The sequence below is a fragment of the Amycolatopsis sp. A1MSW2902 genome (assembly GCF_017312175.1).
Classification (GTDB): Bacteria; Actinomycetota; Actinomycetes; order Mycobacteriales; family Pseudonocardiaceae; genus Amycolatopsis; species Amycolatopsis nivea.
The window spans coordinates 6844950-6862075 of the sequence record NZ_QJPO01000001.1 but is presented as its reverse complement, the minus strand read 5'-3'; the positions used below and the strand labels follow the sequence as shown (position 1 = coordinate 6862075).

Here is a 17126-nt window from a genome sequence, read left to right as displayed (position 1 = left end):
CGTCTGAGTAGGTTGAGCGCCCCGACCCCACGGAGCGCGCCATGACCCCACTCCACTACCTCCCCGCCGGCGAAGTGTTGCGCCTCTTCCGGACCCGGCAACTCTCGCCGGTGGAGGTGATGCGCGCGGTCGTCGAGCGCGAGGAGCGGGTCGAGCCGGTTGTCAACGCGTTCGCCGAGCAGATGTTCGAGCAGGCGTTGCGGGCGGCGGCCGTCGCGGAGAAGGCGTACGCGCCCGGCGGTCAGCCGAGGCCGCTCGAAGGACTGCCGATCGCGGCGAAGGAAGAACAGCCCCTGGCCGGGCACCCCGTCACCGAAGGCACCCTCCTGCGCTCGCCCCGGGTGGCGCGGGAGACCGCGATCGGGCTCAGCCGCATCCAGGCGGCCGGCGGGATTCTGCACGCTCGCACGACGACGTCCGAGTTCTGCTGCATGCCGCTGTCCCACACGCGACGCTGGGGAACCACGCGCAATCCATGGAACCTCCAGACCGCGGCGGGCGGCTCGTCCGGCGGTTCTGGCGCGGCGCTGGCGGCCGGAACCGCCTACCTCGCCACCGGATCGGACATCGGCGGTTCGCTCCGCGCGCCCGCGTCCTTCACCGGCGTCGTGGGCTTCAAACCGCCGCACGGGCGCAATCCCGTCCTCCCGCCCGCCGGATTGGATACTTACTACCACCACGGCCCGATGGCTCGGACGGTCGCCGATTGCGCGTCGCTGCAGAACGTCATGGCGGGCGAGGATCCGCGCGACCCGCACTCGCGACTTCCCGCCGTTCGCATTGAGGTGAGCGACGTGCGCGGACTCCGCGTCGCGTGCTGTCCGGTGCCTGGCGATTTCCCAGTGGCCTCGGAGGTCGCCGCCAACACCCGCGCCGTCGCGCATGCGTTGTCGGCTGCCGGTGCGGCGGTGACGGAGATCGAGATCGACTGGACGCTCGCCATGGTCAAACAGGCCTTGTGGGCGCACTTCGGGACCGGTTTGGCCGCCGAGGTTTTGGAGCTGGACCGGCAGAACCCGGGCGTCATCACCCCGTACTGCCAGGCTTTCGCGCGCAAAGGCGTCGAGAACATTGTGGACGCGGAAACCGGCCGTGCGGTCGAAGCGGCGATCCGCGAACGCCTCGACGCGGTGTTCGAGCGGTTCGACGCGCTGATCGTGCCGACCCTCGGTGCCACCGCGTTCGCCGCTGGCGAGGATTACCTTTCCGAGCAGGTCGTGGTCGATGGTGTTGCGCTGGAACACTTTTCGGACGCTTCGCTCACTCCGGCGTTCAACGTCGGCAGTGAACATCCGGTGCTCGCCGTGCCGTCCGGTTGGGCGAGCAACGGCGTGCCGACGGGGGTCCAGGTCGCCGCGGCCAAGTACGACGACGGCACGGCATTCCGCGTCGGCGCGGCGATCGAGCGGACGGTGGGGGCCGGGTTCGCACGGATTCCGTTAGCTGGCCAGGAATTCCCGCAGATGCGCCACGACCTGTGAGGGTTGTTCCTCGGGGAGGAAGTGCCCGCAGTCGTCGAGGCCGATGCCGGTCACGTTGTCCGCGTAGTCGCGCCAGATGTCGAGCGTGGGCAGGCTGCCGAGCAGTCCGGCCTTGCCCCACATCGCCAGTACTGGCTGGGTGAGGCGTTTCCCGGCGGCGTAATCGGCGTCGTCCAGTTCGGCGTCGTCCGGGAATGAGGCGCGGTAGTCGTCGAAACCGGCTCGGAGCGCGCCGGGGGCTTCGAAGGCACGCACGTATTCGGCGACGTCCTCGGCGGGCAGCCCGTGGCGTTGGAAGGTCCAGCGCTCGAAGAAGTACCCGAGGTAGGCGGCGATGTTCTGCCCGGCCAGCAGTTCCGGCAGGTCTGGCTGGAGGTGGAAAAGCCAGTGCCAGTACGCCTTCCCGAGGTCCCGGTCGAGGCGGCGCCACATCTCTCGCGTCGGCGCGATGTCCAGCACGGCCAGCCGTTCGACCTGGTCCGGGCGGTCGAGCGCCCACCGATGAGCGACGCGCCCGCCGCGGTCGTGCCCCGCGACTGCGACCCGGTCGAACCCGAGCTGTTCGGCCAGCTTCGCGACGTCGGCGGCCATCGTGCGCTTGTCATAACCGGTGCGGGGTTTGTCGGTGCGCCCGTATCCGCGCAGGTCAGGGGCGATCACGGTGTACGCCTCGGTCAGCGGTCCGGCGACGCGGCGCCAGCAGTGCGACGTCTGCGGCCAGCCGTGCAGGAGGAACAGCGGCGGGCCGTCGCCGCCGCGGAGGTAGTGCATGCGCAGGTCGGCTACTTGGGCCATGGCTGCTTCTAACCGGCTCATGGGGTTAGACGGTAGCGTGCGTTCTCACCGGTTTCAATGGTTAGAATGAGCGGCATGGATTGGGTGTTCGACGCTGGACGGCCGTGTCTGCACCTGGTGAACACGCTGCGCTCCCGGCATCTCTCGGAAGGCATCGAGCTGCTGACCGGCCCGGACGCGCTGGCCGAATGGCTTGAGCTGGCCGGATTCGGTCGTGTGCCGGTGACCGCCGCCCAGGTGGCCGCGGCAAAAGACTTACGCGAGGCGGTCAACCGGCTGCTGACCGCCAAGCCGCTGGTTGCCGACGTCCGGCTGGTCAACGACGCCCTCGCGGCCGCCCCCGAACCGGATCGGCTGCTGTTGAAGGACGGTGTGCTGCAGCGGGAAGCGCCCACTCCGGCGGACCCGGTAGCGACGGCATTCGCGGTGCTGGCCGCCGACGCCGTCGATCTCGCTACCGGCGCAGAAGACATCCGCATCTGCTCGGCGGACGACTGCGGCCTGCGATTTGTCGACACGTCGCCTCGCCGGACGCGCCAGTGGTGCTCGATGTCGCGCTGCGGGAACCGGGCAAAGGCGCGAGCGCACTACGAACGGACGAAGAACCGGTAGGCCCACGGGTGCGCGCGCAGCCACACATTCAGCTTGCCGACCACTCGCATGGGGCTGTGGGCGCGAGACTTTCCCCAAGTCGCGGTCGCTGTGGACAACCCGGCCGTAGTGGGCGGGGTTGTCGGTGGGGGCGGATAGACTGGACAAGGGCCGTCCCCCGGAGGAGGGCGGGGGCTGCGCTGGCGGGGCCGGGGCGAAGGGGAACGTCCGGCGTGCGGATCAGGAACAGCTGCCCGGTCGAATATCCTTTTTGGAGCTTCGGCCACCGGCGGTCGGACATGCGGGAGAACGGTTTCCCCACCGTGTCGATAGTCTCGAACAGCGTGCTGATCGTCTCGTTCGGACCGAACCCGGCGATCGTCTCCCGGTAGTACCGCTCGAACTCCGGCCACGTCGGCGGCAGATCCCGCTCGCGGACGCCGAGGATTCGGCCGATGCCGCACATCTGCGCGTAGTACTCGTCAAGCTCCGAAGTGGACATCGGGCGGCCGAAGAACCGTTGTGCGTCAACGGGAGCCATCACCAGCGTCGCGTGCACCCATGCGTACGCGCCAGGATCGAGCGCGCTGTATCGACGGCCATCGGCGATACCGGTGAACGAGCGGTGCAGTTTCCGCAATCGTTCGGCCTCGAATTGCGCGCCCTTTGTCCCGCCGTAAACGTAGATCGACAGCGAAGCGACGGTGCGCATCAGCCGGGTCCACGGATCCTCGCGGTAGTCCGAATGATCCCGCACCCCGGCCGCGACGACCGGATGCGCGACCTGCAGTACGAGCACCTGTCCCGCGAGCAGCGCGTCGCGGAAGTCGCCGAAATAGCGCCAAGCCGCGGTACCGCGAACGACCGGCGGAGCCACGTCAGCCTCGCGCACCGTGCAGCAGCATCATCAACGGCTCGGCAGCCGGAACGTCCGTGCCGGTCGCGAGGCGGCGCAACTGCAGCCCGGCGATCAGCGCGACCACCGGCCCGGCTACTCGTTCCGGCTCCGGCAGGCTGAGTGCGGTCAGAATCGTAATGGCCAATTCGTCATATGCCGCAAAGCATTTCGCGGACGCTTCGTGCAGCCCGGGGTCGCGCGCGGCTTGCAGGTACAGCTCGTGCGGCGCGAGTTCGTCCGTGCCGAACGGCAATTGCTTGATTACGTGTTCCACGACGGTCGCCGCTTGTTCGAGGCTCAGCCCTTGTTCCCGGTACGCCTCGACAATTCCCGCCAGTTTCGCGGTTTCCTCCTCGGCGAACAGCAGCATCGCCTCGCGCAGGAGCTCGGTCTGGCTGGGGAAGTGATAGGTCAGCGTGCCGAGCGAAACCCCGGCAGCGGCGACGATGCGCCGGTTGGTGAGCCCGCCGACGCCCTGTTCGCCGACCACCTTCAGGGTGGCGCGAAGAATCGCGTCGCGAGTGGTCACCACCCCGGCTCGGGACGTCGGTCCGGCCACCGCTGCACCTCTTCCAGTTGCGCGGCAACGGAAATCAGCCGCTCCTCGGAATGCGACGGGCCGAGCAGCTGGGCGCCGAGCGGCAACCCGTCCGCGGTCAGCCCGGCGGGCACGTTCACCCCGGGCCAGCCCAGCACGTTCCACGGCCAAGCGTACGGGCACGCGGCGATCATCGACTGGTCGGTCTGCCAGCCGGAAAGCCCGTCGAAAGACCCGATCACGGGCGGCGGAGTGGCGGTGGTCGGCGTGAGCAGGACGTCGATGTCGCCGAACACCCCGCCGATCCGGCGGCGCAGCACCGGTTCGAGCGCGCGAGCGAGTTTCAGCGCGGGTCCGGCGAGAAGGCCGCCTTGCTGGGCGTTGCCGCGGGTGCGCGGGTCGAGCGCGGACGGCTCCGGTACGCGCCTGGCCCAATCGCGCACGCCGGTGAGCGAGCGCGGCAGGAAGGTGAGACCGATCAAGCCGTATCCGGGTTCGACCGGCACGATCTCGTGGCCCAGCCCCGCAAGCGTCTCGGCGGTCTGGCGCACCGCCGATTCGACCACTGGGTCGAGCCTGGTTTTGGTGGCGGTAAAGGGAATCCGGGTGGAGAGGCCGATCCGCAGCCGTCCCGGTTCGCGCTGGGCGGCGGTCTGGAACGAGGTGCCAGTGCCCGCGGTGACGTCGAGCAGGGTGGCCGCGTCGGCGACCGTCCGGGCGAGTGGGCCGAGCACGGTGAGGCCGTAGAACAGTTCGCTGCCGGTCGGGATCCGGCCGCGCTGGGTTTTGATGCCGACCAGTCCGGTCCACGCCGCCGGGATGCGCACCGATCCCGCCCCGTCCGACCCGAGCGCGGCGGCCACGATCCCGGCCGCCACCGCCGCGGCGGATCCGCCGGACGACCCGCCCGGCGTGTGCGCGGGCTGCCACGGATTGCGCGTCGCACCGAAGGCGGTTCCCTCGGTGAACGGCCATTGGCCCAGCTCAGGCGTGTTGGTCTTGCCGATGATGACCGCGCCGGCCTGCTTGAGCTTCGCGACCGCGGGTGCGTCCGAGATCGCTGCCGGGAAGTCGCCCGGGCAGCCAAACGCGGTGGGCAGGCCGACGATGTCCACGTCGTCCTTGATCGCGACCGGCACCCCGAGCAACGGCGCGCGGTCACCGTCGGCGCGGCGCTGATCAGCGGCAGCAGCCTCGGCGAGCGCAGCTTCGTCGCGCAGCACGCGGAACGCGTTGAGCACGGGCTGGCTCGCGTGCGCCCGCTTGAGCGCGAGCTCGGTCAGCTCCACGGCCGTGACTTCGCCGGATTCGAGCGCGGCGGCTTGGGCGGCAAGGGTCGTGAACTCGGTTGTCGCGGAAGGCATCGGCGGCTCCCCGTTCTCTCGTTCGCTCGAACGAACGTATCACGGCGACGGTCGGGAAGTTCGGGCATGCTCGGAGTCGTGATCGACGACTTCGCGAAGGAGTACCTGCACAGCGACCTCAAAGGGGTCCGGCAGACGATGCTCCGGAAGCTCGACGGATTGTCCGAGTACGCGATCCGCCGTCCGTTGACCTCGACCGGAACCAACCTCCTGGGCCTGGTCAAACACCTTGCGGTCGCCGAGGCCCGGTACTTCGGCGAGGTTTTCGGCCGTCCGTTTCCCGAGCCGGTTCCGCGGTGGGACGACCTCGAACAGCGCGGTCGCGACCTGTGGGCGACCGAGCACGAAACCCGCGAGGAAATCACCAGCCGCTACCAGCGCGTCTGCGAACACTCCGACGCGACGATCGCCGCTCTCGCCATCGACGCACCCGGCCACGTGCCGTGGTGGCCGCGGCCGGACGTGCTGCTGTTCAACGTCCTTGTCCACATGTTGACCGAGACCAGCCGGCACGCCGGGCACGCCGACATCCTGCGCGAGCAGCTGGACGGCGCGGTCGAAATGGACCTGGAAGCCATGGCCAAACGCGGCCGGGACGCGGCCTTCTGGGAGGCGCGGCGGGCCGAAATCGAGCGGGCGGCGAGGGCCGCGGATCCGGCCACGGCTGGATAAAGCCACCTAAACTGCCCACCACCAACCCCGCCAGCGCACGGAGGATCGATGACGTTCGACTTCGCCCGGTTCCCCTCCTTCGACGGCTTTTCGCGCGCCGGCCTCCACCACGGGCCGACGCCGCTGGTCCCCGCGCCGCGGCTGGGGGAAGCGCTCGGCATCCCCCGGCTGCTGCTCAAGCGCGACGACGTCCATCCGCTCGGCGTCGGCGGCAACAAGCTGCGCAAACTCGACTTCCACCTCGGCGCGGCGCTCGCCGACGGTGTGGACACCGTGATCACCTTCGGCGCGCTGCAGACCAACCACGGCCGTCAGACCGCCGCGGCGTGCGCCCGGCTCGGCTTGCGCTGCGAACTGGTGCTGACCGCTGAGGTGCCGCGCTCCGGCGACGCGTACGAGCGATCCGGCAATGTCCCGCTTGACCTGCTCTTCGGCGCGCGGGTGCACGTCTGCGCGTCCGGCGAGGAATCGGCCGCGACGTACGAACGGCTGGTTGCCGAAGCAGCGGACGAAGGCCGGAAAGTGCGGACGATCCCAGTCGGTGGGTCCGACCCACTCGGTGTTCTTGGCTATGTGGATGCCACCCGCGAGCTAGCTGCCCAGCTGGTGGAGCAGGGTCTGGACCACGCCCGAATCGTGAGCCCGCACGCCAGCGGGGCCACGGCGGCCGGACTGGCGCTCGGCACGGAGCTGCTCGGTTCGCTGGAGGTGGATATCGCCTGCGTCAGCCATCCGCTGAACGAGGCTGTGGACAACTTGTCCCAGCTCACCGCCGGGGCCGCGGAGTTGCTTGGGTTCGACCCACCGAAGCTGGCGCACGTGTGGCTCAACGACACGACGATCGGCGAGGGCTACGGCATCCCGGCGTCGGGGACCTGGGAAGCGATCCGGTTGTTCGGCCGCACCGAAGGCGTGGTGCTCGACCCGGTCTACACCGGAAAAGCCGCCGCCGCCCTGGTGGAATGGGCGGCGGCGGGACGGTATTCGCCCGAGGAGACCGTCGTGTTCGTGCACACCGGCGGTCTTCCCGGATTGTTCGGTTACGCGCCCGAGTTCATGGCCGAGGCGCGGAAGTAACGAGCACCGCGGCGCGAGCGGTTTCGGTCCGCACCGCGATCCGGAGCAGGACCAGCAGCAGGGCGACGTTCGCGATCAGCGTGAGCCGCTGCGTCGCGCCCACCGGCAGCACCTCGGTGAGCGCGTGGAACGGCTGCACCCCGGCTTCGTCGAGGCGGACGAACAGGAAACTCAGCGCGAACAACCCGACCGCGGCGAGCCCGAACTTCAGCCAGCGCACCACGAACACGCGCTCCGCCGTGCCGCGCAACGGTTCCAGCATCGTGATCGCCGCGCCGGGCAGGCTCGCGAACGCGATCAGGCACGAGTACAGGTGGATGTCGCCGCTGAGCGGATTCGGGCTTTGCGGGTAACTGGCCGGAAAAACGGCGGCGACCGCCAGTCCGACCGCCCACAGCATGAGCAAAGCCTTGGTGCTGAACGTCATCGGCACTCCGCCTGCGATCAGCGCGCCGAGCACCGCGAGCGATCCGACGGCCACCGACAGCACGCTCGCCCCGAGCATGCCCTCCCCGCGGTCGGTGATCGTGTAGCTCGAAAGCGTGTCGTAGATCGGGTCGTGCGAGCTGATGATGTGCAGCACTGTGATCGTGAACAGCCCCCAGGCGATCGCAGCGAGCGCGGTCAGGCGCCATCCCCGGACGCCTCGTGTGTTCCCCATGTAGCCAGATTGGCGGTTCCGCGGCGTTTCGTGATCAGGGAAAACCCCTGATTAAGCCCCTACCCCGAGAAGTCGGCGAGGACGAGCACCTGGTCGTCGTGCCGTTTGGCGCGCGGCCAGCGGACAGCGTGCGGATCGTCGTTTTCCGCGGCGCGTACCGCGTCCAGCACTGCTTCGGGGCCCTTGTTTTTGGCTAGCTGCAGGACTTCTGGCCAGGTGAAGAGGCCGTATTCGTCCACTCCGATCGCTACGCCGTCGGTGGCGATGAGGACGGCGTCGACGGCTGCGCGGGGCCAGCTGCGGCGGACTGCTTTGTGTGCCGCGACCGGGTCGGCTTCGGCTACCCAGAAGCCATCTTCGGCGTTGCGTCGTCGGCGGACGTCGGCGCTGGTTTGCAGGAGACCGTTGTTGCGGAGGGAGACCAGGCGGTCGTCGGAGACCACGTCGGCGCCGAACTGTCCAAACGCGACGATGGGGCTGTCGGCCAGGACCAGGGCTTCTATTTCGTGGTCGTTCCAGCGGAGGATCGAGACTGTGCTGGAGGGGGCGTTGCCTGGGGTCAGGGCGTTGTCCTTGGCTACGGCGGTGATTGCGGTTGCCAGGGCTTGGCTGAGGTTTTGGTGGGGGGCGGTGCGGAGTTCGTTGGCCAGCTGGTCGCGGAGGAGGTGGGCGTACCAGCCGCCTGGGGGGAGGTCTGGGCTGGGGGAGGTGGCTCCGTCCAGGACCAGGATTGCTTGGTCGAGGAGGGCGATGTGGTCTTCGGTGGGGCGGGGGTTGCCGTCGGAACCGACTCCGGCTCGCTCGGCGGTCGAAATCTCGGGCACTGGTCGACTGTAGCTCGGGTTGGGGGGTGGGACTTCTCGTCGCCTGGCGGCGACATCGCGTTCCTTGGTTGCGTGGGGCACCCCGAAGCTTGATTGTGCTGACGGTCGGTGGGTGCTTGTCAAGGCGGGAAAGATGCCTTGACAAGCACCCCCGAACCGCAGGGAGGCTTCGTATCGGGGTTGGGGGAGGGGCTGGGTGCCTCGCTCGTTGGGTGCATCGGTGCGGCTGGGTGCCTTGATGGTTGGGTGCTGCGGTTGCGGTTTGGGTGGGGGTTAGCGCCCCAATGTGGCATTGGGTGCATGTGGCGCACCCAATGTGGCGTTCGGTGCATCTGACGCACCCAATGCCGCATTGGGGCGCGTCGCTGGCTCACGCGCCATGTCAACTCGGGTTGACAGGCGCCGCGTGTCAACCTAGATTGACATCATGACGGAAGCGACGGATTTGGCCGCTCGCGCTGGTGATCGGGATCCCCGGGTGGGGCTTCGGGCGGTGGCTGCGTTGAGGCGGTTGCTTGAGCAGTTGGAGGCGGTGCAGGTGCGCAGTGCGCGGATGCACGGCTGGTCTTGGCAGGACATCGCGGCCGAGTTGGGGGTCAGCCGGCAGGCCGTCCACAAGAAGTACGGGAGGCATTGATGTTCGAGAAGTTCACCCATGACGCCCGGAGAGCGGTGGTCGAGGCGCAGGCCGCGGCGCATGAGGCGGGGGCTCGCGAGATTTCCGCGCAGGCGGTTTTCGCTGGGTTGGCGCGGATCGAGAACGGCGAGGCCGTGCGGTTGCTGCGAGATCTCGGGGTGTCGCGCGAGGACGTCTTCGCTGAGCTTGCCCGGGTGCGCCGCCGTGGCGGGATCAGTGACGCCGATGCCGAGGCGCTCACCGAGTTCGGCATCGACGTTGATCAGATTGTCGAGCGGGTCGAGCAGACGCATGGGCCGGGTGCGCTTGCTCAGGCGAGCCGGCCCACGCGGCGCAATCATCTGCCGTTCACCGAGGACGCGAAGAACGCGTTGCAGATGAGCGTGCGGGAGGCGCATGACCTCGGCGACAAGCATTTGGGGCAGGAGCACCTGCTGCTCGCGCTCGTGAAACAGCGCGGTCCGGTGGCGGACTTTCTCGCGGCGCGCGGGATCGATTATCCGGCGGTCCGGCAGGCCGTCGGCAAGCGCTAATGCTGTTCTTGCTGGTCCGTCCCGGTGCGCCACGTGACCAGCGGGAGCAGGGCCTGGGTCAGCGGGCCGATGCTGAGGGCGTACAGCACGGTTCCGACGCCGACCGCGCCGCCGAGCAGCCAGCCCGCGGCCAGGACGAGTACCTCGATGCCGGTCCGGACCAGGCGGACGGACCAGCCGGTTCGGGCGTGCAGGCCGGTCATCAAACCGTCTCGGGGGCCGGGGCCCAGGCGGGTGCCGACGTACACCGCGGTCGCGACGGCGTTCAGGACTACGCCGCCGACCAGCATCAGGATCTGCCAGACGAGCACGTGCTGGTCGGGTAGCACGGCGCGCACCGCGTCGACCGCTACCGCGATCACCGCGATGTTCGCGACGGTGCCGATGCCGGGGCGCTGTCGCAGCGGGATCCACAGCAGCAGCACGAACATCGCCACGACGGCGCTGATCGTGCCGAACGTCAGCCCGGTGATCTTGGTCAGGCCGTCGTTCAGCACGTCCCACGGGTCGAGTCCGAGGCGGGCGCGGGTGAGCATGGCCATGCTCGCGCCGTAGAGCGCGAGGCCGGCGAGCAGTTGGACACCCCGGCGCGCGGGGGCTCGGCGGAGGCTGAGGGGACTGAGGTCGGTAACTGCCACTTCTCCACTATTGGTGCCAACTGGCCTGGTATGCCATGGCCAATGCGTGATAATTGGCCTTATGGAACCTCTGGGCGGCCGCATCTCGGGACGGCGATTGGCCATATTGCTGGGGGAATGGCGGCAGCGTGGCTCCCGGCAGGGGGCGACCGACCTCGCCGCGGCGGTCGAGTTGCACGTGCTCGACGGGCAGTTGCCGATCGGCACGCGGCTGCCCGCCGAGCGCGAACTCGCCGACGCGCTCGGGGTCAGCCGCACGTTGATCGGGGCGGCACTCGATCGGCTCCGCGCGGACGGTCTGGTCGCCAGCCGTCGCGGGGCTGGGTCGTGGGTGGCCGGCGTGGGCAACCGCGACGAGGCCGAGGCGGTCCGGGACGACCTGCTCGACCTCGCGCGGGCCGCGCCGCCCGCTGTGCCTGGGCTGATGGCCGCGTTCGACACCGCGCGGCGCGATCTGGTCGAGTACGTCAGCGGAAACGGCTATCTCACCGGCGGACTGCCGCGGTTGCGGGAGCGGATCGCCGAGCGCTACACCGCGCGCGGCCTGCCGACGTCGCCGGACCAGGTGCTGGTGACGTCCGGTGCGTACTCCGCGTTCGTGCTCTGCCTGCGGATGCTGAGCGGGCCCGGTGACCGGGTTCTGCTTGAGCAGCCGACGTATCCGAACGCCATCGACGCCGTCCGTGCGACGCACGCGTTGCCGGTTCCGGTCGCGCTCGATCCGGTGCGCGGCTGGGATTTGCCGGGGATCGAGGCCGCGCTGCGCCAGGCCGCGCCGCGGTTCGGCTACCTCGTGGTGGACTTCCAGAACCCGACCGGACTGCGCCTCGACGCGGCCGGACGGGAACGGCTCGGCGGGCTGCTCGCCCGGTCGCGGACGCCGGTCGTGGTCGACGAATCGTTGGTGGAACTGGATTACGAGGGCGATCCGGTGGACGGTCCGCCGCCGCTGGCCGCGTTCGGCGGGGATCTGGTGCTGAGCGTCGGGTCCGCGGCGAAATCGCAGTGGGGCGGATTGCGGCTGGGCTGGATCCGGGCGTCGACGGATTTGCTCGACCGGCTGCAGTCCTCCCGGTTCGCGGTCGACCTCGGCGCGCCGGTGTTCGACCAGCTCGTGCTGGCCGCACTGCTCGAACCGGAAGGCTACGACGTGCTCGCCCGGCGCCGGGCGGAATTCCGGGAGCAGCGAGACATCACGGTCGCGGCACTGCGCAAGTACTGTCCAGAGTGGACATTCCAGGTGCCCTCCGGCGGACTGTCGCTGTGGTGCCGGTTGCCGGAACCGATGAGCACGCGGCTGGCGGTGTCGGCGGCGAACCACGGGGTGCAGATCGCGCCCGGGTCGAGGTTCGGGGTGCACGGCGGGTTGGAACGCTGGCTGCGGCTGCCGTTCGGGCTGCCGCGCGAGCAATTGCCGGAGGCGGTGCGGCGGGTGAGCGCGGCGGCGGCTTCGGTGCGCGGCTGCGCGGATGTGCCCGCGGAACGGATTGCGGTGACCTAGCGCGGTTTCTCGTCTCCGAAAAATGAACAGCCGGTGCACCGGATGGGATCCAGCCACTCCAGGGATGGTGGCGGTCACCTGTCCGGCGCACCGGCCGATCGTCCGAGGCGCTTCCCGGCACAGCCCCTCGAAGTGCCGGGAAGCGCCCTCGGTTCAGGCGGGCTTCGGTTGGCGCAGGCTTTCGCTCGGCGCGGTGAGCGAAAGCCTCCGGAGCACGCCCGTGGTGGGTCCCGGCGCCGCGGGGGCAGCGCGGCGCCGGGACCAGGACCCGATCCGGCCGGGCGCGGTCGGCCGGTCGGGAAGTGCGGTCATGGTTCAGCCCCTTGATCGAAGTAGCACTGGTGCGAAGGGGTGAGTCCGGCGCAGCGAACGGGCGCGCGCGATCAAGAAGTTGATCTTGAGGTGGACGGAGCTCTCCCCGGATAACCGGTTGGAGGGTCAGTCCGGGGAGGTGGTCGGCAGGGCGGCGTCCCTGCCCGCGCCGTCGACCTCGTGGTCGCGGCTGACGCCGATGAGCTTGAGCTGAGTGACGGTGTCGCCGTCGCCGGCCAGCGCGAACAACTGGCGCAGACCGCCGTGCCCGTCGTGTCCCGGCGAGACAGTCGACGCGGGCGCGGCAGGCGCGGCCGGAGCCGAGGGAAGACCTTCGCCGCCACCGCTGCTGCCGCCGCCAGCCTGGCTGCGTTCCTTGACCGGCGGCGCGGGCTGGGTTTCCTGCTTGGCGGCGGGCTGCGCGGCGAGGACACGGGCGGGCGCGGAGTGGACGACCGGCGCTTGCTTGCTGACCTGCACGACAACCGGCGCTTCCGGCTCTTTCGCCAGCTTGCCCGCCGGGACGGAGACGCTGATCGACCCGCTGGCGACCGGAGTCGGCTCGACCGTGTCGACCGGCGGCTCGACAACCCGGACCGGCGCGGTGTCGATCACGGTGTCGACCGAGGTGACCGTGGTGTGCAGGGTCGTGTCGACAGTGTCGTTGACGGTTCCGAGGATGCCGTCGAGGAGCCCCGGGTGGCCGGTTTCGGTGCCGCCGAGAAGTCCGCCCAGGAGGCCCGGGCCGGAATCGTGGCTGGTGCCGCCGAGAAGACCGCCGAGGAGCCCTTGCTGCGGCTCGGGTTCGTTGCTGATGCTGCTGATGCTGCTGAGCAAGCCCGGCTCGGGTTGGGTGCTGGGCGAACCTTGGCTGGGCTCGTTGCTGGTGCTGCCGAGCAAACCCGGCTGAGGTTCGGGATTGGCGCTGCTGGGCTTGCTGCTGGGCAGACCTTGCTGGGGTTCGGGATTGGTGCTGCTTGGGCTGCTGGGCAGGCCCTGCTGGGGTTCGGCGCTGGGCGAACTCTGGCCGGGCTCGCTGCTCGGGCTGCTGACCGGCTGAGTGGTCGCGTCGGACGCGGGGTCGCTCGCCGGTGCGTGGTGTTTCGCCGCGCCCGGGCTCTTTGCCTTGGCAGGCTTGGTGATCTTGGTCGAGGGCCGGGTCACCGCGATGCTGGCGTGGTGGCCCGGGCCGTTGCCGGACACAGCGGCCGGACGGAAGCTCACGTCCGGCCGGTAGTCGTCGGCGGAGATGTGGAACCGGTGGAGCGAGGCGCGTTGCGCGCCGGGCATGGCCCAGGTGAGGGTGCCGGACGTGGCCGTTCCGGCGTAGCGGTGCTCCGGTTCGGTGTCGGGAGCCGAAGCGGCCGGGCGGTCGATGTGCTCGTCCGCCGCCGCATTCGCCTGCGACAACGCCGCGCCGAGCAGCCATCCGGCCAGGGTGAGTCCGCCGGCGACGGCGATCCGGGCGGCGGGCCGGGCGATCGGAGCAGCCCAGGCTCGGGGCCGCCGTCGCGCGCCCGCGCGCGCGAAAGAGGAGTTCCGCTCGGTGCGGTTCGAAGCGCGGTCGGCCATTCCGAGGAGCGCGGGACCCGCGTTCCCAAGTGGACTGAAGCCGGACGCCACGGGATGTGCGAGGCCGCGCGAATGCGCCATGCCGGTCACGCCACCACCACCGTCCGCGCCTGAAGCTCGTGCCACCGCACGAGACTGATCTTGCTGGGGCTGTCTTCCGGCCAGGTCGCAGGTCCCCCGGGGCTGCCCTCTTTCTAGCACCGGACGCGAGTGTTTCATCTCTCCCGCGCTCGATCCACCCCGTAAGGCGGAACGTCCGCACCGGCTCTGGTGTCCGATCCGCCCTAGTCGATCACCCTGCGTCGCCTCAACCGGGCCAGATGCGGCCATCCGGGCGGCCCGTCCGCGGCGCGAATTCGGGCGTTGACCCGATGTTTCGGCCACCGCGACACTCTCGGTATCTCGTTCCCGCAGGGGCGAACCGGGCCCGGGCGCCAGTCGTCAGACGAGTTTCCGCAGGCGTTCGACGGCTTCGTCGATCACCTCGTTGCGCTTGCAGAACGCGAACCTCAGCAGATGTTTCCACTCGTCCGGGTGATCCGTGAACACCTTGACGGGTACCGCGGCGACTCCGGCGCGTTCCGGAAGCGTCCAAGCGAGTTCTGCGGCGTCCTCGAAACCGAGCGGACGCACGTCAGCCGTCACGAAGTACGTCCCCGCACTCGGCCGTACTGCGAATCCCGCATCGGCAAGACCAGCGGAAAGCCGATCCCGCTTCTCCTGCAGGCTCGCGCGCAGGTTTTCGACCCACTCAAGCTCGTTGTCGAGCGCGTACGCCACGGCCGGCTGCAGCGGTCCGCCGGAGACGAACGTGATGAACTGCTTCGCTGCCTTCACCGCGGCCACCAGCTCCGGCGTCGAGCAGATCCAGCCGATCTTCCAGCCGGTGCAGTTGAAGGTCTTGCCCGCGCTCGAAATCGCGACGGTCCGCTCGCGCATCCCGGGGAACGACGCGAGCGGCAGGTGCTCGGCGCCGTCGAAGACGAGGTGTTCGTAGACCTCGTCGGTGACCGCGATGAGGTCGTGCTCCACGCACAGCCGCGCGACTTCCTCCAGCTGCGCGCGCGAAAACACGGTGCCCGTGGGGTTGTGCGGCGAATTCAGCAGCACTGCGCGAGTTTTGGGCGTGATCGCGTCGCGGAGTGCGTCGAGGTCGAGTTCGAGCTGTCCGTTCTCGGTTTCGACCAGCCCGATGACGCGTCGCTGCGCGCCCGCCATCGCGACCGCGGCGGCGTACGAGTCGTAGTACGGCTCGACCACGATCACCTCGTCGCCGGCCTCGGTCAGCGCGATCAGCGACGCCGCGATGGCCTCGGTCGCACCCGCGGTGACCAGGATCTCCGTGTCCGGGTCGTAGCTGGCCCCGTAGCGCTCGCGGTGCCTGCTGATCGCGGCGCGCAGCTCGGGACGGCCCGGCCCGGGCGGGTACTGGTTGTCGCCGCCGAACAGGGAGTTCTTCGCCGTTTCGAGCATCCCGGCGGGCCCGTCGGTGTCCGGGAAGCCCTGGCCGAGGTTGACCGCGTCGTGCCGGACGGCGAGCGCGGTCATCTCCGCGAAGACCGTCGAGGTGAACGGGCGGAGGCGGGGGACGAGAGCTGGTTCACGCACGAGAACGCATCCTCACGGACAATGGCGGTGTGGAGCAACTCACCCCTGCCAAGGTCACGCCCGCGGATCCGCCCGGCGGCACCGCCGGCGAAGAGGCGAAACGGCGCGGCCTGCGGAAGATGAAGCTGGTCGCGCTGTCTTTCCTGCTCGGCGCGACGATCGTGTTCCTGCTGACGAGCTGGGCGGAGTCGGCGGGCTGGAGCGGCTGGGTCGGCTACGTGCGCGCCGCGGCAGAGGCGGGCATGGTCGGCGCGCTCGCGGACTGGTTCGCGGTGACGGCGCTGTTCCGGCATCCGCTCGGACTGCGGATCCCGCACACCGCGATCATCCCGAACAAGAAGGATGCGCTCGGCAACAGCCTCGGCGAGTTCGTCGGCTCGAACTTCCTGTCTCCCGACGTCATCCGCGACAAGCTCCGCCGCGTCGAGGTCGCGAGCAGGCTCGGCGGCTGGCTTTCGCAGCGCGACAACGCGGAACGCGTGACGTCGGAACTGGCGACCGTCGTGCGCGGCGCGGTCACGGTGCTCCGCGACGAGGACGTGCAGGCAATCATGGAGCAGGCCGTGGTCAAGCGCGTGATCGACAAGCCGTGGGGCCCGCCGCTGGGCAAGATCCTGGCGGGCGTTTTCGAGGACGGCGCGCACCACAAGCTGGTGGATTTGATGTGCGACCGCGCCTACGAATGGGTCCGGGACAACCACCAGACGATGCTGCGCGTGGTCTCGGACCGCGCGCCGAGCTGGTCGCCGAAGTTCGTCGACGAAATGCTGGCGGACAAGGTGTACGGCGAGGTCCTGACCTTCGCCTGGGCGGTGAAGACGGACGTCAACCACCCGATGCGCCTGGCGCTGGACAAGTTCCTCGGCGAGTTCGCGCAGGACCTGCAGACCGACCCGAAGACGATGGAGCGGGCCGAGCAGGTCAAGGGCCAGATCGTGAACCACGGCGAAGTGCAGAAGCTGATCGGCAACGCGTGGGCGACGGCCAAGGAGATGCTGCTGAACGCCGCGGAGGACCCTTCCAGCGAACTGCGCCAGCGGGTCCGCGGCGGCCTGGAGTCGCTCGGCAAGCGTCTGGTGGACGACCCGTCGATGACGTCGAAGGTAGACGGCTGGGTCGAGAGCGCGGCGGTCTACCTGGTGACCCACTACTCCCGCGAGATCACGACGATCATCACGGACACGGTGGAGCGATGGGACGCCGAGGAGACGTCCCGGAAGATCGAACTGCAGGTCGGGAGGGATCTGCAGTTCATCCGGATCAACGGGACCGTGGTGGGTGCGCTGGCTGGGCTGGTGATTTACGCGGTGGCGCAGTTGCTTTTTTGAGGGTTGTTGCGCTGTGCGGGCGGTGGGTTGGTCGCGGTGGCTGGGGTTGGGGGCGGCTGTCGGGGCGGAGTTCGCCTGCTCGCGGCCATCAGCCTG

17 protein-coding genes are annotated in these 17126 nt (G+C 69.5%); 8 read left to right on the top strand and 9 right to left on the bottom strand.

Annotation, left to right across the window (positions count from 1 at the left end):
• Window positions 1-41 precede the first annotated feature (41 nt).
• Entirely contained in the window at window positions 42-1481 is a 1440-nt protein-coding gene (locus DMP23_RS31815; RefSeq protein WP_336157132.1) for an amidase, read from the top strand.
• Here DMP23_RS31815 and DMP23_RS31810 read toward each other — a convergent pair.
• Window positions 1440-2297 (bottom strand): alpha/beta fold hydrolase, encoded by an 858-nt coding sequence (locus DMP23_RS31810; RefSeq protein WP_336157133.1) that lies wholly within the window; start codon window positions 2295-2297, stop codon window positions 1440-1442. The genes DMP23_RS31815 and DMP23_RS31810 overlap by 42 nt on opposite strands.
• A gap of 54 nt (window positions 2298-2351) precedes the next feature.
• Here DMP23_RS31810 and DMP23_RS31805 point away from each other — a divergent pair, with 54 nt between their 5' ends.
• Window positions 2352-2888: a CGNR zinc finger domain-containing protein gene (locus DMP23_RS31805; protein ID WP_037807507.1), complete on the top strand. Its 537-nt coding sequence runs from the start codon at window positions 2352-2354 to the stop codon at window positions 2886-2888.
• Between the two features lie 28 nt (window positions 2889-2916).
• Here the strand turns inward: DMP23_RS31805 and DMP23_RS31800 are convergent, their stop codons facing one another.
• The 3 genes from DMP23_RS31800 to DMP23_RS31790 are packed head-to-tail and all read right to left on the bottom strand — an operon-like array spanning window position 2917 to window position 5667.
• Window positions 2917-3759, bottom strand: coding sequence for an oxygenase MpaB family protein (locus DMP23_RS31800; RefSeq protein ID WP_443111302.1), 843 nt, complete (start codon window positions 3757-3759; stop codon window positions 2917-2919).
• Window positions 3746-4324 (bottom strand): TetR/AcrR family transcriptional regulator, encoded by a 579-nt coding sequence (locus tag DMP23_RS31795; protein WP_337823323.1) that lies wholly within the window; start codon window positions 4322-4324, stop codon window positions 3746-3748. The genes DMP23_RS31800 and DMP23_RS31795 overlap by 14 nt, the downstream gene beginning before the upstream one ends.
• Window positions 4291-5667 carry an amidase gene (locus DMP23_RS31790; RefSeq protein ID WP_337823322.1) on the bottom strand — a complete coding sequence of 459 codons (1377 nt, stop codon included), beginning with the start codon at window positions 5665-5667 and terminating at the stop codon, window positions 4291-4293. Before DMP23_RS31790 ends, DMP23_RS31795 begins: the two co-directional genes overlap by 34 nt.
• Window positions 5668-5733: 66 nt before the next feature.
• Between DMP23_RS31790 and DMP23_RS31785 the strand changes: the two genes are divergently transcribed.
• Together DMP23_RS31785 and DMP23_RS31780 are read left to right on the top strand one after the other, a co-directional pair.
• Complete coding sequence (locus DMP23_RS31785) at window positions 5734-6339, top strand: DinB family protein (protein WP_337823321.1); 606 nt, start codon at window positions 5734-5736, stop codon at window positions 6337-6339.
• 48 nt (window positions 6340-6387) lie between these two features.
• On the top strand, window positions 6388-7416 hold the full coding sequence (locus DMP23_RS31780) for a D-cysteine desulfhydrase family protein (protein ID WP_337823320.1): 1029 nt from the start codon (window positions 6388-6390) through the stop codon (window positions 7414-7416).
• On the opposite strand, the gene DMP23_RS31775 is transcribed toward DMP23_RS31780, so the two are convergent.
• Both DMP23_RS31775 and DMP23_RS31770 read right to left on the bottom strand, forming a co-directional pair.
• Entirely contained in the window at window positions 7394-8077 is a 684-nt protein-coding gene (locus DMP23_RS31775; protein WP_037807517.1) for a DUF998 domain-containing protein, read from the bottom strand. The two genes, DMP23_RS31780 and DMP23_RS31775, sit on opposite strands and share 23 nt — an antisense overlap.
• Before the next feature lie 59 nt (window positions 8078-8136).
• Window positions 8137-8901: a protein phosphatase 2C domain-containing protein gene (locus DMP23_RS31770; protein ID WP_238603486.1), complete on the bottom strand. Its 765-nt coding sequence runs from the start codon at window positions 8899-8901 to the stop codon at window positions 8137-8139.
• Between the two features lie 427 nt (window positions 8902-9328).
• On the opposite strand from DMP23_RS31770, the gene DMP23_RS31765 reads away from it, so the two are divergent.
• Both DMP23_RS31765 and DMP23_RS31760 read left to right on the top strand, forming a co-directional pair.
• On the top strand, window positions 9329-9538 hold the full coding sequence (locus tag DMP23_RS31765) for a hypothetical protein (protein WP_009071860.1): 210 nt from the start codon (window positions 9329-9331) through the stop codon (window positions 9536-9538).
• Window positions 9538-10071, top strand: a complete 534-nt coding sequence (locus tag DMP23_RS31760) for a Clp protease N-terminal domain-containing protein (protein ID WP_134733597.1) — start codon at window positions 9538-9540, stop codon at window positions 10069-10071. Before DMP23_RS31765 ends, DMP23_RS31760 begins: the two co-directional genes overlap by 1 nt.
• On the opposite strand, the gene yczE is transcribed toward DMP23_RS31760, so the two are convergent.
• Window positions 10068-10709, bottom strand: coding sequence for a membrane protein YczE (gene yczE, locus DMP23_RS31755; RefSeq protein ID WP_337823319.1), 642 nt, complete (start codon window positions 10707-10709; stop codon window positions 10068-10070). The two genes, DMP23_RS31760 and yczE, sit on opposite strands and share 4 nt — an antisense overlap.
• A gap of 61 nt (window positions 10710-10770) precedes the next feature.
• On the opposite strand from yczE, the gene yczR reads away from it, so the two are divergent.
• Complete coding sequence (gene yczR / locus DMP23_RS31750) at window positions 10771-12210, top strand: MocR-like transcription factor YczR (RefSeq protein ID WP_037807524.1); 1440 nt, start codon at window positions 10771-10773, stop codon at window positions 12208-12210.
• A 438-nt stretch (window positions 12211-12648) separates the two neighbouring features.
• Here yczR and DMP23_RS31745 read toward each other — a convergent pair whose 3' ends face one another.
• Both DMP23_RS31745 and DMP23_RS31740 read right to left on the bottom strand, forming a co-directional pair.
• Window positions 12649-14094 carry a hypothetical protein gene (locus DMP23_RS31745; protein ID WP_337823318.1) on the bottom strand — a complete coding sequence of 482 codons (1446 nt, stop codon included), beginning with the start codon at window positions 14092-14094 and terminating at the stop codon, window positions 12649-12651.
• A 441-nt stretch (window positions 14095-14535) separates the two neighbouring features.
• Window positions 14536-15702, bottom strand: a complete 1167-nt coding sequence (locus DMP23_RS31740) for a pyridoxal phosphate-dependent aminotransferase (RefSeq protein ID WP_337823317.1) — start codon at window positions 15700-15702, stop codon at window positions 14536-14538.
• Between the two features lie 29 nt (window positions 15703-15731).
• On the opposite strand from DMP23_RS31740, the gene DMP23_RS31735 reads away from it, so the two are divergent.
• Window positions 15732-17030 (top strand): DUF445 domain-containing protein, encoded by a 1299-nt coding sequence (locus DMP23_RS31735; protein WP_037807530.1) that lies wholly within the window; start codon window positions 15732-15734, stop codon window positions 17028-17030.
• The last annotated feature ends 96 nt before the right edge of the window (window positions 17031-17126 follow it).

Excerpts from the sequence above, each read along its gene's own strand:
- DMP23_RS31745 (WP_337823318.1), bottom strand. The coding sequence starts at position 14,094 with ATGGCCGACCGCGCTTCGAACCGCACCGAGCGGAACTCCTCTTTCGCG.
- DMP23_RS31790 (WP_337823322.1), bottom strand. The coding sequence starts at position 5,667 with ATGCCTTCCGCGACAACCGAGTTCACGACCCTTGCCGCCCAAGCCGCC.
- DMP23_RS31810 (WP_336157133.1), bottom strand. The coding sequence starts at position 2,297 with ATGAGCCGGTTAGAAGCAGCCATGGCCCAAGTAGCCGACCTGCGCATG.
- DMP23_RS31805 (WP_037807507.1), top strand. The coding sequence starts at position 2,352 with ATGGATTGGGTGTTCGACGCTGGACGGCCGTGTCTGCACCTGGTGAAC.
- DMP23_RS31775 (WP_037807517.1), bottom strand. The coding sequence starts at position 8,077 with ATGGGGAACACACGAGGCGTCCGGGGATGGCGCCTGACCGCGCTCGCT.
- DMP23_RS31765 (WP_009071860.1), top strand. The coding sequence starts at position 9,329 with ATGACGGAAGCGACGGATTTGGCCGCTCGCGCTGGTGATCGGGATCCC.
- DMP23_RS31780 (WP_337823320.1), top strand. The coding sequence starts at position 6,388 with ATGACGTTCGACTTCGCCCGGTTCCCCTCCTTCGACGGCTTTTCGCGC.
- yczR (WP_037807524.1), top strand. The coding sequence starts at position 10,771 with ATGGAACCTCTGGGCGGCCGCATCTCGGGACGGCGATTGGCCATATTG.
- DMP23_RS31815 (WP_336157132.1), top strand. The coding sequence starts at position 42 with ATGACCCCACTCCACTACCTCCCCGCCGGCGAAGTGTTGCGCCTCTTC.
- DMP23_RS31760 (WP_134733597.1), top strand. The coding sequence starts at position 9,538 with ATGTTCGAGAAGTTCACCCATGACGCCCGGAGAGCGGTGGTCGAGGCG.
- DMP23_RS31785 (WP_337823321.1), top strand. The coding sequence starts at position 5,734 with ATGCTCGGAGTCGTGATCGACGACTTCGCGAAGGAGTACCTGCACAGC.